The organism is uncultured Algoriphagus sp., from assembly GCF_963974365.1.
Classification (GTDB): domain Bacteria; phylum Bacteroidota; class Bacteroidia; order Cytophagales; family Cyclobacteriaceae; genus Algoriphagus.
Window position 1 is genome coordinate 156,428 of sequence record NZ_CAXBBX010000006.1, and the last position, 17,028, is coordinate 173,455.

The 17,028-nt window shown below is 39.7% G+C and carries 17 protein-coding genes; 8 read left to right on the plus strand and 9 right to left on the minus strand.

Annotated elements, in window-relative coordinates:
* Positions 1 to 265: 265 nt before the first annotated feature.
* Entirely contained in the window at positions 266 to 919 is a 654-nt protein-coding gene (locus AACZ87_RS09995) for a DUF3365 domain-containing protein (protein WP_339866828.1), read from the minus strand.
* A 235-nt stretch (positions 920 to 1,154) separates the two neighbouring features.
* Here AACZ87_RS09995 and AACZ87_RS10000 point away from each other — a divergent pair, with 235 nt between their 5' ends.
* Entirely contained in the window at positions 1,155 to 3,965 is a 2,811-nt protein-coding gene (locus AACZ87_RS10000; RefSeq protein WP_339866830.1) for a YCF48-related protein, read from the plus strand.
* 16 nt (positions 3,966 to 3,981) lie between these two features.
* On the opposite strand, the gene AACZ87_RS10005 is transcribed toward AACZ87_RS10000, so the two are convergent.
* Both AACZ87_RS10005 and prfA read right to left on the minus strand, forming a co-directional pair.
* Positions 3,982 to 4,509 carry a GNAT family N-acetyltransferase gene (locus AACZ87_RS10005; RefSeq protein ID WP_339866831.1) on the minus strand — a complete coding sequence of 176 codons (528 nt, stop codon included), beginning with the start codon at positions 4,507 to 4,509 and terminating at the stop codon, positions 3,982 to 3,984.
* Between the two features lie 84 nt (positions 4,510 to 4,593).
* Positions 4,594 to 5,673, minus strand: a complete 1,080-nt coding sequence (gene prfA / locus AACZ87_RS10010) for a peptide chain release factor 1 (RefSeq protein ID WP_339866833.1) — start codon at positions 5,671 to 5,673, stop codon at positions 4,594 to 4,596.
* Between the two features lie 74 nt (positions 5,674 to 5,747).
* Between prfA and AACZ87_RS10015 the strand changes: the two genes are divergently transcribed.
* The gene (locus AACZ87_RS10015; RefSeq protein ID WP_339866834.1) at positions 5,748 to 6,011 is read left to right on the plus strand and encodes a hypothetical protein; all 264 of its coding nucleotides are present in this window, start codon (positions 5,748 to 5,750) and stop codon (positions 6,009 to 6,011) included.
* Positions 6,012 to 6,044: 33 nt separating this feature from the next.
* Here the strand turns inward: AACZ87_RS10015 and glmS are convergent, their stop codons facing one another.
* The 3 genes from glmS to AACZ87_RS10030 all read right to left on the minus strand — a co-directional run bounded on the left by glmS (position 6,045) and on the right by AACZ87_RS10030 (position 10,175).
* Complete coding sequence (gene glmS, locus AACZ87_RS10020; RefSeq protein WP_339866835.1) at positions 6,045 to 7,886, minus strand: glutamine--fructose-6-phosphate transaminase (isomerizing); 1,842 nt, start codon at positions 7,884 to 7,886, stop codon at positions 6,045 to 6,047.
* 122 nt (positions 7,887 to 8,008) lie between these two features.
* On the minus strand, positions 8,009 to 9,436 hold the full coding sequence (locus AACZ87_RS10025) for a DUF4270 family protein (RefSeq protein ID WP_339866837.1): 1,428 nt from the start codon (positions 9,434 to 9,436) through the stop codon (positions 8,009 to 8,011).
* On the minus strand, positions 9,357 to 10,175 hold the full coding sequence (locus AACZ87_RS10030; RefSeq protein WP_111609750.1) for a glycogen/starch synthase: 819 nt from the start codon (positions 10,173 to 10,175) through the stop codon (positions 9,357 to 9,359). The genes AACZ87_RS10025 and AACZ87_RS10030 overlap by 80 nt, the downstream gene beginning before the upstream one ends.
* A 129-nt stretch (positions 10,176 to 10,304) precedes the next feature.
* On the opposite strand from AACZ87_RS10030, the gene panC reads away from it, so the two are divergent.
* From panC to AACZ87_RS10060, 6 genes are all read left to right on the plus strand, one after another.
* The gene (panC, locus tag AACZ87_RS10035; protein WP_339866840.1) at positions 10,305 to 11,153 is read left to right on the plus strand and encodes a pantoate--beta-alanine ligase; all 849 of its coding nucleotides are present in this window, start codon (positions 10,305 to 10,307) and stop codon (positions 11,151 to 11,153) included.
* A gap of 21 nt (positions 11,154 to 11,174) precedes the next feature.
* Complete coding sequence (panD, locus tag AACZ87_RS10040) at positions 11,175 to 11,522, plus strand: aspartate 1-decarboxylase (RefSeq protein WP_339866842.1); 348 nt, start codon at positions 11,175 to 11,177, stop codon at positions 11,520 to 11,522.
* Positions 11,522 to 12,526, plus strand: a complete 1,005-nt coding sequence (locus tag AACZ87_RS10045) for a lysylphosphatidylglycerol synthase transmembrane domain-containing protein (RefSeq protein ID WP_339866844.1) — start codon at positions 11,522 to 11,524, stop codon at positions 12,524 to 12,526. The genes panD and AACZ87_RS10045 overlap by 1 nt, the downstream gene beginning before the upstream one ends.
* Before the next feature lie 31 nt (positions 12,527 to 12,557).
* Positions 12,558 to 13,244 (plus strand): zinc metallopeptidase, encoded by a 687-nt coding sequence (locus AACZ87_RS10050; RefSeq protein WP_339866845.1) that lies wholly within the window; start codon positions 12,558 to 12,560, stop codon positions 13,242 to 13,244.
* Positions 13,245 to 13,341: 97 nt separating this feature from the next.
* Positions 13,342 to 14,481 (plus strand): acyl-CoA dehydrogenase, encoded by a 1,140-nt coding sequence (locus AACZ87_RS10055; RefSeq protein ID WP_339866847.1) that lies wholly within the window; start codon positions 13,342 to 13,344, stop codon positions 14,479 to 14,481.
* 135 nt (positions 14,482 to 14,616) lie between these two features.
* Positions 14,617 to 15,543, plus strand: a complete 927-nt coding sequence (locus AACZ87_RS10060) for an AraC family transcriptional regulator (RefSeq protein WP_339866849.1) — start codon at positions 14,617 to 14,619, stop codon at positions 15,541 to 15,543.
* Here the strand turns inward: AACZ87_RS10060 and AACZ87_RS10065 are convergent.
* The 3 genes from AACZ87_RS10065 to AACZ87_RS10075 are packed head-to-tail and all read right to left on the minus strand — an operon-like array spanning position 15,529 to position 17,021.
* Entirely contained in the window at positions 15,529 to 16,311 is a 783-nt protein-coding gene (locus tag AACZ87_RS10065) for a geranylgeranylglyceryl/heptaprenylglyceryl phosphate synthase (protein WP_339866851.1), read from the minus strand. The two genes, AACZ87_RS10060 and AACZ87_RS10065, sit on opposite strands and share 15 nt — an antisense overlap.
* Positions 16,280 to 16,663, minus strand: a complete 384-nt coding sequence (locus tag AACZ87_RS10070; RefSeq protein WP_339866853.1) for a hypothetical protein — start codon at positions 16,661 to 16,663, stop codon at positions 16,280 to 16,282. Before AACZ87_RS10070 ends, AACZ87_RS10065 begins: the two co-directional genes overlap by 32 nt.
* Positions 16,656 to 17,021 carry a phage holin family protein gene (locus AACZ87_RS10075; RefSeq protein ID WP_339866854.1) on the minus strand — a complete coding sequence of 122 codons (366 nt, stop codon included), beginning with the start codon at positions 17,019 to 17,021 and terminating at the stop codon, positions 16,656 to 16,658. The genes AACZ87_RS10070 and AACZ87_RS10075 overlap by 8 nt, the downstream gene beginning before the upstream one ends.
* Positions 17,022 to 17,028: the final 7 nt, after the last annotated feature.

Here is a 17,028-nt window from a genome sequence, read left to right on the forward strand (position 1 = left end):
TAAATGAGTAAAGTTTCTCATTGGCATAGGGGTTTATTATTAATTAATAAAATTTAACAATCTAATGTCCCCCTATGCTTTTGTAAAACCAAACTGTTTATTGCCAATAATTGACTGAATGTTGACTGAAAAGTAACGTAACTAGACAATTAAGCGATCATAATTGTATTATATCAATAAAAAATGTACAATAACATGAATTTTTTGAATGGACAAAAATTAAAAAAAGAAGAAAAACGCCCTTCAAATGCTATTCAATCGATTGCTATAATCTATTTACAACAGATTTTTTCGGAAGCCTTAACGACCACATTCCTCTCAAATCTCCGACTTCAAAATTCCTTGCCAAATCTCCTTGATAAAGAGAATCTATCTTGTTTAAAACATGTGCATTTATATCCTTTTCCGGTTCGCCATGACAAGCCAAACAAAATTCTGAAGAAATGACAATTGCTTTGGTATAAAGCAAAACTTCTCCCCCCTCAATTCTTTGAATATTTGGTTCATTTTCTATGCTATTCTCCATGTTATATTCATACGCTTCAAGAATTTGCAGCTCCTCTTCAGTTGGCAGATTCTTCATATTTCTGGCACGGTTAGAAGTCCTCCGAATTGTTACGCCATGCTTGGAATTTAACTCCTCCGTAATTGGAGCGGAATTCAGGTTACAAAAAGCTAAAGCTCCTTCAAATCCTCCTTGTTGAACAGCATTTTGAAGACTTTCCATGAATTGCGCTTGAGCTTCAGTGGAAATTGAGTCGCCCCAGACTAGTGCTTCCTCCGTGATTTGGGCATCAGAGAGTTTTTTGGCTTCCATTGAGCTATTTACTTCATCAAAAACAGTCTTCGAAACGCGTTCTCGTGGGCCACATGCGAAAAGCAACAATGATAGAACTAGAATATATGGTATTTGCTTCATGAGGTTATTAAATTGTAGACAAGATAAAACTACACATCATAGTTTATATTCGGCGAAATTCTTTATTTCAATAAGCGCCCTCACAAACATTTATATTTGCCAAGTCCTAAAGAAAATTTGAAATTTAACCTTGTGACATTGTAAGTGAAGAGTCAAATTATCAACTGAGATGCACGGGGCTTGGACAAAAATTATTAGCATGAAATAACTTATTTTTGACTATTAAACTATGCACATGCAAAAAACTATTGGTCTATTTTTAATTGGGATGTTTCTGAGTACTGAACTTTTTTCCCAAACCTGGATCAGAATGCAGAGCTGGGGATTAGACTTGGAATCTATTACTTGGATAGATGAAAATTTGGGATTTACTGTTGGTGAAAACCTCATTATAAAAACCAGCGATGGAGGAATTTCTTGGGAAGAACTCCCTGTTAGTTTTGAGGGGAAATTATTAGATGTAGCCTTTTGGGATAAGCAAACAGGTATTGTAGTCGGGGAAAAAGGATTAATTCTAAGAACTGAAGATGCTGGAAATACTTGGAATCAGATTTCATCAGGATCAACCCGGAATTTGAAAAGCCTAGCTATCTCCCCATCTAATAAAGTGTTCGCTACCTCAGATGGCGGTGAAATTTTAGTATCCACTGATAAAGGTGAAAGTTGGCTCAAGCTCACTTCTGGAACGACAAAGCCGCTAAACGACGTCACCTTTGTTAATTCGGACACAGCCTATTCAGTAGGAAACCAAGGCATAATCTTGAGGACTTATGATGGAGGAAACAAATGGGTTCCTTTGAATTCCGGACTCAGTACAAATCTAAATGGCATTGCTTTTTCTACAACCCTAATAGGCTATGCAGTAGGTGATGAAGGAAATATCATCAAAACCCTTGATGGCGGTGAAACTTGGCTTGCACAAGTTTCACCAGTGACTACTGCCCTTAAGAAAGTCGAAGTAAGTACAGTAGATATTCGGATTGTCACCATTGTAGGTGATTTAGCCACAGCACTTAGGTCTACCAATTCAGGTACTACTTTTGGCAAAGCCAATTTAGGCGTCACAAATACTCGAAATCTTAACGGATTATCTTTCAAGCCATTAAGCAACCTTGTCTACGCAATTGGTCAAGATGGCTACATACTATCCTCCACTAATGCAGGAAGCAGTTATACCCAGCGTCTTGCCGGAATTAGAAACGATTTTTCTGGAATTGATTTTAAAACTGATCGAGCTGGACATATCACAGGTCAACGTGGTGCAGATTATGCCACCGGCAACGGAGCAACTTCTTTGGTTTATCGACCTCTTCCAGAGGAAATTGATATAGTAGGAATGGATTTCTGGAATACATCCTTCGGTTATGTTGGAGCGGCAGCAGGAAAAATCTACAGAACTGGTAATAGTGGTTCCTCTTGGGTGCCTGTCCCAGCGCAAACTTCAGAAACAATAACAGGCTTTTTCCTTTTTGCCCCATCGGTAATCTATATCACCGGAACCCACGGGTACATCGCCAGATCTTTCGACTCCGGTGGAACTTGGAATACTACTGGAATTCAAACGAATACCAGTGAAAACCTAAGAGATATCACCTTTTTTGATTACCAAGTGGGATTTGCAATGGGCGACAATGGTCAAATCAGCTGGTCGAACGGAGGAAATACCTGGGAAAACCTCCCAAAATTAACTTCGGAAAATCTAAACTCCTTGTCAAAGTTAGACTCTAGTACTGCTGTGATTGTAGGTGATAAAGGGGTAATTCTAAAGTCTGAAGACATGGCAAAGTCTTGGAGGAAAATTGAGGTTCCTTTCGTGGAGAATTTTAACTCAGTAGACTTTTGGGATGAATACCTAGGATTTATTTCTGGTGACAACGGACTGGTACTTCAGACAAAAGATGGAGGAGAATCTTGGATCAAGATTCCAAGTGGTACGATACGAAATCTTACAGGTATAAGTGTAGGAACCCCCACGATAGCCTTTGCCGTAGGCGAAGATGGCACCATCCTAAGATATGAATGCATTCAACCCACTGGACTCAGCGAAATCTCAGGAGAGAATCAAGTATGCTTAAGCTCGGTAAACTATTCAATAATGGATGCAGGTATTCCGGGGGCACAATTAGTTTGGAGAGTAGATGGTGGGGAAGTGATCTCAGGACAAGGAACAAATCAGGTAGAAGTCTTATGGAAAACACCAGGCAGAAATGGCATATTCGTTAGCATGGAAAACTTCTGTGGGAATGGAAAAACCTCGTCAATGGAAGTGCTTGTTTCGGGCCTTCCTCCTGCAGAAATGACAATAACAGGGAATGGTTCTGTCTGCATGAATGAAGAAGCTACCTACTCGCTTCCGAATCTAGAAGGAGTGACCTATACATGGGAAACTTCTAGCGGTGAGGTACTAGCTGGGCAAGGAACATCAGAAATACAAGTAAAATGGAATGTCGCTGGAACTCAAGAATTACGCGTAATGCAGGAAAATTACTGCGGAAAAGCAGCGCCTGTAGTCAAGCCAATAGTAGTGAATATGCCTCCAGATCAACCAGGAGAAATAACTGGAGATACTCAAGTAGGTTTATGGGAAGCAGAATATGAGGTATCAGTCCAAGAAAACGTGAATTTCAATTGGCAAATCTCAAATCAAGGTGGTACCATAATTCAGGGGCAAGGAACTGAAAAAGTAACAGTGTTTTGGGAAAAAGAAGGTGATTATCAGCTTAGTGTCACTCCGGAAAATGAATGCAATGAGGGAGAAGCCAGAATATTGAATGTAAATGTGGATGTAATTACAGCTTTACCTGAGCAGGAAGACTTAAACATTCGTCTTTTCCCAAATCCGTCCTCTGGAACTGTGACCATACATTTAGGCTCTGGGAATTATAAAAAACTTCACGTAATCAATGCTTTTGGGCAAGTCGTCCAATCACTAGACTTATCAAATGAAACCAAAGAAATCACGCTGGAACATCTTCCTAAAGGCATGAATTTAATCCAACTTCAAACTGAATCGAACCTGTTGATCAGAAAGGTAATAGTAAAGTAATAGACAAAGCTACAGACTATTGTTGCTCTCCACGAATATTGACGTACTGGAAAATATCGCCCACAGTGGCATTTTTCACAAATGCTTTCTTCAAAATAGCTTCAGGAAAATACCCTGCTTTTTCCAAGACATTCATGGAGTGCCCGTTGAAATCATAGACTTGGGCAAAAATTCGTTCGATGTCAAATTTCTCAAAAATATATTTGGTGTAAAGCTTAACTGCTTCAGTTGCTATTCCTTTTCCCCAAAAAGGCTCTCCTATCCAAAAACCTAGCTCCATATTCGTCCTGAGCTCATCCTTCCCTCTGTCAGAACCCACCGAACCAGCCAATCTTCCTTCAAACTCTATAGCGAAGTTTTGAGGCGGATTATATTTCTGATTATGCTCTATCCAATGACGGGCATCGTGGATGGTATACGGCTGAGGATAACTATCCTTCAGATTCATCGCAATTTTCGGATTATTAGCAAGAGGATACAGTTGATGGAAATGAGCCTCATTCCAAGTCACTAGACGTATTTCTCTTTCTCCTGTAATAATCATAAAAGTCTGATGGTTAATTCTTCAAGATAATAGGCTAATCGCAGAATCAATAAAATTCTGATGGATTTTATGCAAATGATCAGCCTAATCCTCTAATCCACTGTTATTCATCCTATCAAGATTTTCAGCAAATCTCAAAGCGGATATAAAATCCTCAATATGCCCATCCATTACCTCGGGGAGGTTATACACAGTTTTATTGATTCTATGATCGGTCACACGAGACTGCGGATAATTATATGTACGGATTTTGTCCGATCGATCCCCTGATCCCACCATTGATTTACGCTGAGCTCCTACTGCATCATTGTGCTTTGCAAGCTCAATTTCATAAAGCCTGGATCGCAATACTTTCAGTGCCTTCTCAAAGTTTTTGATCTGCGATTTTTCATCCTGACAAGTTACAATCAATCCTGAAGGCTCATGAGTCAATCGAACTGCTGAATAAGTTGTGTTTACAGATTGACCTCCTGGACCAGAAGAGCAATAAGTGTCTTTTCGTACGTCATTCATATCGATGTTAACCTCCACCTCATCCATCTCTGGCAAAACTGCCACTGAGGCCGCGGAGGTATGAACTCGCCCTTGGGATTCTGTAGCAGGTACTCGCTGTACACGGTGAACCCCTGACTCGTATTTCATCCTACCGTATACATCATCGCCACCTGAAATCGTAGAAATAATCTCTTTATATCCGCCAGCAGATCCAAAAGTCAAATCCAATACAGTAAGCTTCAAATTCTCACGCTCACAGAATCGTTGATACATTCTGAATAAATCCCCCGCAAAAATAGATGCTTCATCGCCTCCTGCGCCCCCCCTGATTTCCAGAATACAATCTTTAGCATCATTGGGATCTTTTGGTATCAGAAGCTGCTTCAGTTCATTTTCAAGCTCTTCCTTTCGAGGTCTTAGCTCTTCCAGCTCTGCTTTCGCCATCTCCCTGAAATCCGCATCTTTTTCCTTATCAAGGACCTCTTTTGAACTGACAATATTTTGCAAGACTAAGCTGTACTCATCGTAAACAGTTACAATTTTCTCTAGGTCTTTATATTCCTTTGTCAGCTTGGCGTATTTACTCATATCTGCCATAGATTCCGGCATAATGATCAATTGACCTACTTCTTCAAAACGTTCTTTTATTGATTGTAATTTATCCAGCATAGTGTTTTAATCGCTGCGCAAAAGTAGGCAAATTTATCGGGAGGCAGAATATACAGCCTAACTTAAAAATTCGCTTGGGAGGTAGCATTTTGATGTTTATTTCATCCTTTAGACATAAAGCAGGCTATACTTTTACTCATTTGTTTGATTTCCCTTTCACAGCAGCTTGTGAAAAGGAAGAGCCTTTAGAAGAATGTATTGACAAAGAAAGGATCAGAGAGTGGGCTTGTACAATGGATTATGCTCCAGTTTGTGATTGCGATGGCAAAACGTATGGGAATGCCTGTGCTGCCGATATGGAAGTGCCTACTTCCTGCCCTGAAGAAGCATATAAATAAAAAAGACCGTCAAAATTGACGGTCTCAAACTGATTATTCTACAGTAACTGATTTTGCCAAATTCCTTGGCTGATCTACATTGCAGCCTCGCAAGACAGCTATATGATAGGAAAGTAATTGCAATGGAACTACAGCTACCAGTGGAGCAAATGCTTCATGAGTTTCAGGAATTTCGATCACATGATCTGCAATCGCTTTTACTTGGGTGTCTCCTTCTGTAACTACCGCGATCACTTTGCCTTTTCTAGCTTTTACCTCCTGAATATTACTTACCACTTTCTCGTAAGAACTATCTTTGGTAGCTATAAAGAAAACAGGCATTTCCTCATCTATCAAGGCGATAGGGCCGTGTTTCATTTCTGCAGCTGGATATCCTTCTGCATGGATATAAGAAATTTCTTTAAGTTTTAAAGCTCCTTCTAGTGCAACCGGGAAATTGTATCCACGTCCTAAATAGAGTGCATTTCTTACATCTTTATATTCTTCAGCGATATACTTAATTGCATCGTTGGACTTCAAGGCTTTTTCTACCTTGCTAGGAATTGCTTCCAATTCATGTAGAAGCTGCACGTATTTACCTTCTGGTAAAGTGCCACGCTGGTAACCAAGTTTCAGCGCCATCATCGCTAATACGGAGATCTGAGCTGTAAATGCCTTGGTAGAAGCAACACCAATTTCTGGTCCTGCGTGGGTATACGATCCTGCGTGGGTAGCTCGTGGAATGGATGATCCAACCACGTTACATACACCAAAAATGGTAGCTCCTTTTGATTTGGCTAGCTCGATCGCTGCCAAGGTGTCTGCGGTCTCTCCAGATTGAGAAATAGCTATTATAAAGTCCTTTTCACCAACCACGGGATTCCTGTACCTAAATTCAGAAGCGTATTCTACTTCCACGGGTACTCGGGCAAATTCTTCAAAAAGATATTCTGCGACTAATCCAGCATGCCAAGAAGTACCACAAGCTGTGATAATGATTCGCTCAGCATTTTGGAATTTATTCATGTAATCCCTCAATCCACCGAGAACTAACCGCCCAGACTTTGCATCCAAACGTCCTCTTAAGCAATCAGCAATTGATTTTGGTTGCTCATAGATTTCTTTTAGCATGAAATGCTCGTAGCCACCTTTTTCAATTGCTTCCAGTTCCATCTCCAATTGATTGATATATGGATTGGTCTCTACATTCTCAATTGTTTTAATCTGAAGGCGATTATTACGGATAACTGCTATTTCAAAATCATCCAAATAGACCACTTTATTAGTGTATTCGATAATAGGAGTAGCATCTGATGCCAAGAAATATTCATCCTCACCTACACCTATCACCAGTGGAGAACCCTTTCTTGCAGCGATTAGGGTATCCGGCTCTTCCTTATTGATCAATACAATTGCGTAAGCACCGACAACTTTATGAAGTGCAAGTCTTAGGGCTTCTTCTAAACTGCAGTGGTTATTCAGTTGGATATCTTCAATGAACTTGATGAAAACCTCAGTATCGGTGTCTGATTGAAACGTGTATCCTTTCTTTTGAAGATCCATCTTCAGAACCTCGTAATTTTCAATAATCCCATTGTGAATCATTGCTAATTTCTCAGATGATGAGTAGTGAGGATGGGCATTCACATCATTTGGCTCTCCATGAGTAGCCCAGCGTGTATGACCAATTCCAATGTGAGCATTTAAGTCTGCCGAGGATTCAAGATGCTTCTCTAATTCTGATACTTTGCCCTTCTTTTTGTAGATAGATAAGCCAGAGTTGTCTAATAAGGCAACACCAGCACTATCGTATCCACGGTATTCTAATCTTCTAAGGCCTTTGATGATAATGGGTAAAGCTTCTTGCTGACCCACATATGCTACAATTCCACACATATTGAAAAATTCTTGCTGTTAATTTGAACTTCTGCAAAGGAACAGTATTCATGCCAAAAAAAATAATCCACTTCCTGAAATTTAGGAAGTGGATTAGTGGCACTTATATCAAACTGATTGTATTACCTGGATTTCGAGTAGATGACTTTCACCTTGATTTTGTTTTTATCCACGGCAAACTGACGTAAGGATCTTGCAAAATCATCTCCTGCTGTAGTAGGAGAATCAACATATAGTAACCAATCTTTTCTTGTCAATTTATCTCTAAACAATGCATTGATATGAGAGGTGATTAGCTGAGAATAAATTCTAGCATCTGGATCATAGCCAAATACAGCAGGAGCAGTTGTACTTGGAACTTCGTCTCCATTTTCATCCGTATATACCTGAGGAAACCCATCAGACTGAACACTTAATTTAATTCCTGTTGAAGTGGTCAATATATCATTGGAGAGATTGGTGAAATAAGCTATAATGCTACTTGGGACTTTTTGGGTAGAATCCTGTGGTTCCACTGCGCCCATTTCCAAAACTACCTGGTTAAATGTAATCCCAGATAGCGTATCCAGAAAGGCATCAAATGGACTAGTATCCAACCTTATAGTCATCCCTAACCCTGCCTTCATTCCAACAAGAGGACCGACATCATATGCCTTCTTAGTTTCGGTGATTTGACTAGTCGGGGTACCGCTTCTATCACTCTTAATCCCACTAAAACTTCTGGCAGCTGCAACGTTTTGACTTCCTGAAAGCTTCGCACTAGCTGAGATAGTGTAGGCTTTTGAGACAGTGTCTCCTTCTGAATGGAAATAGGTAGTAAAGCCAGTGTTGGTTCCCAATCCTACACCTATTGAAGTATTATCTCCTTCTCTAGCTTTGATGACAATACCTGGAAAGTAATCTCTAAACTGGAATATGTCCTTAAAATATAGACCTTCCTTCAAATTAGTAAACAACTCTTGCGCAAACTCAGGAGTAACCTGAAGTTTCAATAGCGTATCAGCTTTTTCCCCAAAAACTACTTCGCCAGAAGCCAAAGGAGTTTGATCATACGATAGCTCATCGAAGTTATAATAAAGCGTATCAAGAATTTGCTCTTCTAGCCTATGGATAGAATAGTACTTAGGTTCATCCAGATCAGTTCCACTAATGGTCCTGACATTCAAGTTGAAGAAGATCGAGTCCAATAGTGCGTCGGGCTCAGGAAGCGCCACATCTGGGTCAAATGAAAGCCTAGAGTATCCAGTTCCAGATGTTTTTCCAAAGAAATCATCTTCCTCTTCACCTACAATCATTATAGTTTGATTGGTGGTATTAAAGGAGTCTAACAACACTACTTCCGCAGGAAGCACGAACTCCTCGAAAAAAACACCGATTTGGTTGTTTCCGGGAGCAAGCTCAATGCCTACTGTGGCAGGGTCACTACATGAACTAATTAGAAATAGGGACGCAATAGCGCCAAAGGCCAGATTAACCGGCCAGATTCGTGTAAATATCGAACAGCTCTTCGTGAGCTTGTGCTTCTGATTCTGCTTCAATGCTGATGTCAAACTTCTTGTCTTTTGAGAAATCCTCGATTAGTTGGTTTAATTCTGCGGAAACTTCACCGCCTTTGACTACCAAATCGGCGTACTCCATGCCCATTTTGATAAATCCTGTAAAGTCTTTGCTCTTCAAAGGTGCTAAAATAGCGTCATCTATATCCACCATCTTAACCTTGTTTAACAAATCATCGCCAAAGGTATGGGAAAATCCGTTGTTGTAGATCGCAAATACAGACTTCGTGTCTTTAAATAAAGGCTCACTCTTGTAAGTAGTCTTCAAATACATCGGGATTAAGCTCGTCATCCAGTCGTTGCAATGCACGATGTCTGGAGCCCAACCTAGCTTCTTGACAGTTTCGATCACTCCTTTACAGAAGAAAATCGCACGCTCGTCATTGTCTTCATAGAACTTTTGCTGCTTGTCATGGAATACATGTTTTCTCTGGAAATAATCTTCATTATCAATGAAGTATACCTGAAGCTTTGCATTCGGGATCGAAGCAACTTTAATTACCAAAGGTTTCTCCTCTTCTCCTACCGCGATATTAATTCCTGACAATCTCACTACCTCGTGAAGTCTATTTTTTCTCTCGTTGATCAGACCGAATCTTGGTACCAAAATTCTAATCTCCATACCACGCTCTTGCATAGCTTGCGGTAAGGATCTTAAGAAATTGGCGACTTCTGATGTTTGGAGAAAAGGGTTGATTTCACTGGCAACGTAGAGGATACGTAATTTGGACATGCTTATTGGATTTTAAGTTGAAGGTGAAAAAACAACTGCACAAAGGTAATAAAAAAAGCCTTAATAGCCTTGTTTTGTTGAATAATAATATACATTTGCCCCTATTTACCCATCCTAAACCCTTCCCCAGTGCAAGTAGTCTATACTGGAGCCGATTGGAAAAAATACTGGCTTGAATCCCTTAAAAGCGATAAATCTATAGGTTTGGTCCCGACGATGGGAGCACTTCATGAAGGCCATTTAGACTTGGTAAGAAAAGCTAAGTCTAAATCTGATATTGTGGTAGTTTCTATCTTTGTCAACCCTACACAATTCAATAATCAGGAAGACTTTGACAATTATCCAACTACGATAAACGAAGATTTGGATAAACTTAGGAATGAATATGTAGACTTTGTTTTCATGCCAAATACAGAAACTATTTATCCTGAAAAACCTGAATTAAGCATTAATTTCGGCGCGCTAGAAACGGTATTAGAAGGTGCTTTTCGCCCTGGCCATTTCAACGGAGTAGGAATCATAGTTTCGAAACTTTTTAATATCATCAAACCGCACATGGCCTTTTTTGGACAAAAAGACCTACAACAAAGTAGTGTGATCAAAAGACTTGTCAAAGACCTATCGATTGATCTTCAACTTGTAATAGTACCTACACGTCGGGAGGACGATGGACTCGCGATGTCTTCAAGGAATGTACGCCTTTCTCCTGCCGAAAGGAGTCAGGCATTGATTTTAATTAACAGTTTGGCCAAAGCAAAGCAGGAACTTTTAGATGGTATGCCTTGGTTTGAGGTGCAGAATCAAATCAAAAGTGATTTTGAGGAAATGACCTTGGCAAGTTTAGAATACTTCGAACTAATTCACCCTGAACGATTTACTACCTATAAAGATTTTGACGCTAGTCAAAAATCATCTATTTGCGTGGCAGCCTATCTCGGAAAAATTAGATTAATAGACAACCTTCCAATAATTCCTTAATTTTGCGGCAAAATTAAACCAATGCAAATTCAGGTACTGAAATCAAAGATCCACCGGGTAAAGATAACCCAAGCGGAACTGCACTATGTAGGCTCAATCACCATCGATGAAGATCTAATGGATGCAGCAAACCTTATAGAAAATGAGAAAGTCCAAATCGTCAATGTCAACAATGGCGAGCGTTTGGAAACATACGTAATCACAGGTGAGCGAGGCTCTGGACAAGTTTGCCTCAATGGTCCTGCTGCTAGAAAAGCTCAAGTAGGAGACATTGTAATCATCATTTCTTATGCTGGAATGGAAGTAGAAGAAGCAAAAAAATTCAAGCCTGTTTTGATATTCCCTGATGAGCAAAACAAACTCATCTAATGGTTAATAAAAACATTAAGCAATTTATCCAGGTCGCAGTTTCATTAGGAATTGCGATCTGGATTTTTTGGTTTTTGTACAAAGACATTGCACTAGAATCCCTTATTGACCAAATCAAGTCAAGTAGCTGGGCTTGGATTCTCGTATCCTTATCCATTTCAATGCTCGGGTACCTAGTGAGAAGCTGGCGTTGGACGTTACTAATAGAATCCGGAGAAGGCGAGGAAGTTACAGTAACCCGCTCTTATCATGCTGTGATGATCGGCAACTTGGTGAATATGCTGATACCCCGAGCCGGTGAAGTGGCACGTTGCGGAGTACTTACACGCACAAATGGCATTTCAGTAGGCTATCTTTTTGGGACGGTAATTGTAGAGCGAAGTATAGATTTACTATGCCTTATAGCTACTATTTTCTTAGCATTTATCGTAGAAAAAGACCTTTTCGTAAGTCTTTCAAACCAATTAGTTGACCTCGAGTCGCTTGGCAAAATACTAATCTCCAACCTTCCTCTTGTGCTCGGAGCAATTGCCACTTTTATACTTCTGGTATTATTTCTCTTCAGACGATTTCGAGATCATGGAATCATAAATAAACTCCAACATTTCTTCAGAGAAATCATTTCTGGACTGAAGAGAATTGGCAAATTATCAACCCCAACTGCATTCTGGCTTAGTTCCGTTTTACTGTGGGTTATTTACTTTATGACTATGTATACCATCTCCTTGGGCATCACCAGTACTGCCAATCTGTCTTCTGGAGAAGTGCTTTTAGTCATGGTAATGGGCAGTATTGGCATGGTTGCCCCAGTTCAAGGTGGCATAGGAACCTTTCATGCACTAGTGGCCTTCATTTTGTTACAATTGGGAATATCGGAAGTAGATGGGAAAATCTTCGCAGCAATTATTCATGGAACTCAGGTGATTCTCATATTAGTTGCTGGCATTGTAAGCTGGTTAATAATGATGAAATTACCATCTCATACCGAACCCAAAGAAGCTTAAAACGTATTCATCCCTGCAAACCAAATAAATTATGTTCTTCATTATTCTTATAGTATTCGCAATTGCAGGATTTGTGGTCAGTAGTAAACTGAAAAGCAAATTCAAGAAATATTCTCAAACGCCTCTTCAGGCAAATCTTTCGGGAGCAGAGATCGCCAAGCTCATGTTGGCCGACAATAACATCACAGATGTGCAGGTATTATCAGTGGAAGGACAGCTTTCCGATCATTATAATCCTGCTAATAAAACTGTTAACTTAAGTCCAGATGTATATTATGGACGAAATGCAGCAGCAGCAGCTGTAGCTTCCCACGAATGTGGCCACGCCGTTCAGCATGCTACTTCTTACACTTGGTTGAATTTAAGATCTACCCTGGTTCCTCTTCAAAACAGTGCTGGAAAAATTCTCAATATCGTCTTAATCGCATCAATTTTGGGAAGCTTTCTAATTCAAATGCCATATTTAATCATTGGTTATATTGTAGTCGGAGCTTATAGTATTATCACCCTATTTTCTGTTGTCACCCTACCCGTAGAGTTTGATGCAAGCAACAGGGCTTTGGCTTGGATAAAAACACGGAATATTGTAACGCCGGATGAATATGCGATGTCAAAAGATGCACTAAAATGGGCTGCAATGACTTATGTAGTTGCCGCTATGGCAGCATTGACTACGCTTGCTTATTACATCATGATGTTCTTTGGCGGTCGGGATTGATACAGATCAAATAAAATTTTGGAAGAGGGGCAAAGATTGTCCCTCTTTTTTTTTTGCCATATATTCAATGCAGATAGCTAAACCCAAAGAGATAATTATGCATTTTGAATTAACAGAAGAGCATCAGGCAGTGCAGGAAGCGGCCAGAGATTTTGCAAAAAATGAGCTGCTCCCTGGGGTAATCCAACGAGACATAGAATCAAGATTTCCAGTTGAAGAAATCAAAAAGATGGGAGAACTTGGGTTCATGGGAATGATGATCAATCCTAAGTATAATGGGGGAGGAATGGACACAGTTTCCTACGTGATTGCGATGGAAGAATTGTCTAAAATCGACGCCTCTGCATCCGTAGCCATGTCGGTGAATAATTCACTGGTTTGCTGGGGCATTGAAAAATATGCGTCTGAAGCACAGAAGGAAAAATATCTTAAGCCCCTTGCTTCAGGACAAAAACTAGGCGCTTTTGCTTTATCCGAACCAGAAGCTGGGTCAGATGCTACTTCGCAAAAAACCGAAGCCTACCTAGAAGGAGATCATTACATTTTAAACGGCACTAAAAACTGGATTACAAACGGATCAAAAGCTGATACCTATCTAGTTTTTGCGCAAACTGATCAGAGTAAAGGCCACAAAGGGATTTCGGTATTCATTGTAGAAAAAGGTTGGAAAGGATTCACCCCAGGCCATAAAGAGGACAAACTTGGAATCAGAGCTTCCGACACTACTTCACTCATGTTTACGGATGTGAAGGTACCCGTAGAGAACAGAATTGGCGAGGAAGGATTTGGTTTCAAATACGCCATGGAAACGCTAAATGGCGGCAGAATCGGAATCGCCGCTCAGGCACTTGGAATTGCTGCTGGTGCGTATGAGTTTGCATTAGCTTATTCCAAAGAACGCAAGACATTTGGCAAACCAATCAGTCAGCATCAGGCTATACAATTTAAGCTTGCTGATATGGCTACCACCATTGAGGCAGCTCGCCTTTTAGTATATAAAGCAGCTTGGCTTAAAGATCAAGGAGAAGATTACTCTCATGCTTCTGCAATGGCAAAACTTTACGCTTCCCAAGTGGCTATGGATGTAAGTATTGAAGCTGTTCAGATACATGGTGGCTATGGATATGTAAGAGAATATCACGTAGAACGCTTGATGCGAGACGCTAAAATCACTCAGATTTATGAAGGAACATCTGAGATTCAAAAAATAGTAATATCTAGAGGCATCCTGAATTAACAACTATTTTGTCCTTAAAAGGTATAGTTTTATTTAACTATACCTTTTTTCTTTTTTACTACCATTTATACAATTTCTATGAATATTCGATAGAAAAATTATATTTTTGTAATTCAGCTTTTTTAATACTTATTCATGGAATATTACAACAAGGTTATAGAATCAGTCAATGTTAGGTTTATTCGTGGAAATAATTTCCGAGTAGAAAAGCCGTTGTCGGTAAACGATTATACTGAATCAGATAATACACTGATTTTACTTCACCATGGAACCCTTAAGTTTGGAGAAGATCAAGAGCTTTTAAATGAAGGAGAAGTACTCTTTTTGCCTGCAGATCAGAAAACTAAACTCACGATAGGAAGTAGCGCTAAAAAAGGTGAGTTATCCAAAGAACAGTTCCAAGAAAATAAGAAAAAGTACCTTCAGAGTATTAGTTTCAGAGATATTAAGAGTACAGAGGATGATTGCATTTCTATTTTAGGCTTTGAATCCAAAGTATTTGATGTAGTTAACTTTTTTAATTCACTTGATATCCCTCCTTTCATCATCCGTTTCAATGACCGTCTTGCCACGATCATTGAGGACCTGATGAAGGAAGTGGAAGTGAGTAATGTGGGAAAAGAAAGAGCCTTAAAGTCGCACACCGAACTGCTCGTGATTGAGCTTCTCCGTCACATACTTAAAAATAGATTGTTTTTAGAAGAGCTTTCTACCAATGCTACTTATTTCAAAGATCCCCGTCTTATAGATTTGTTTAATTATATTAAAACAAACCTTGGCGGCGACTTATCTAATAAGATCTTGGCTAAAGTTGCTAACGTATCGGAAGATTATGTGGGACAGTATTTCAAAATGCTTACTGGCATCAATCCTCAAGATTACATAGAATATCAGCGTATGGAAGCTGCAGTAGAATTATTAAGAACTACTAAAAAGTCGATTCGGGATATTGGAAAAGAAGTCGGATACAAAGACACCGCCTATTTCTGCCGTAGATTTAAAATGATGTATGGAGTTCCTGCCGGAAAAATGAGAAGACGAGAATCTCTAATTAACGTTTAAAGAAAGATTCAATAACACTTTATAATCCAAGACCTCAGGCAAAAAGCTGGGGTCTTTTTCTATGGCATTGCCAATCACAAGCAAATCTGCTCCACTTTCAAAAGCATTTTTTACTTTTTGCAAGGAATCAAGCCCTCCCCCGACTATGATCGGATTGTTCGTGACAGACTTTACGGATTTGATCACCTCACCTGAGACCGGAGACTTGGCTCCACTTCCAGCGTCGAGATAGAAGAATTTCATGCCCAGATACATTCCAGCAAGTGCTGTTGCCTTAGCTAGGTTAGGCTTAGAATTTGGTAAGGGAAGCGTTTGGCTGACATACTGAACACTAGTGATTTCTCCTTCATTTACCAACATGTAAGCAGTTGGCAGAGCCTCCAATTTCATTTTTTTGACAATGGGTGCAGCCAGTACCTGCTGACCGATGAGGTATTCGGGATTTCTTCCAGAAATGAGTGATAAAAATAAAATGGCATCTGCTTGCTCAGCAAGCTGCATTTGAGAGCCTGGGAAAATCACTACGGGGATATTTCCGGCAATTTTTTTGACAGAAATGACAACTTCCTTAAAGTTATCCCTACTGAGTTGGCTTCCTCCTACAAAAATTAAATCAAGACCGGAATTCTTAACCCAGGCATTCTTTTCTTCGAACGTATGGGCGTTTTTAAATTTATCTGGATCAATCAGCCAAGCTAAACCTTTTCTCCCAGTGGAATGGAATTCATTTAAAATCTTACTTACTCTCTTCTTCGATTTCGGCATCATCTGGCTGAGCAGCAAATAGGTTGGGAAGGAATTTTTCTTTGGCAAAAGCAAGCCCTAAAATAAGAAGACGTTGGCTGATACTTGGCCAAAATGATGACTTCGAATCATCTTTGAGCTTCCTCTCAATCTCTGCCGTGAGCAATCCTTCTCTTTCAAGAACAACTAATGCCTCTTCTGTTTTTTTATCTTTTCTTTTTCTACGGGTTTTCACAATAGCCAAAGTAATCAAACCTCCCGCTAAAACTACCCCGCCAATTTTCAACCAGTCACCGGATTCAGCTTTAAATAACTCCAATTGCCTCGCCAAAGTCTGCTCAAGTTCCTCTTCTTTTTTGCTTAATTCTTTATTCATTCTTTCTTAATTTTCTGAATATCCTCGCTCTAAAAATAAATCCTTTCAATCCATTTTGCATTTTCTCCTGTGTAGGATCGTTATCCCGTACTAAGTATAGGATCACAAATACTAATAGATATAAAATACCTACAATCAAAAAGCCTAAGTGTGGGGATTCGAAATATTGGCTAAGAAAAAAAGCAAGGGAAAAGCTGAAAAATAACAGTACGAGCATGATGCTCATTGCCATCAAGGTCAAAAGTAGCAACCGGGATAAAACCCCCGATATTTGATCTTGAATATCAATTTTGACCATATCGATTTTGGTCTCGACTAATCCCTTTAACGTCTGAATTATATCTCCGATTCTTAGCATAATTAAA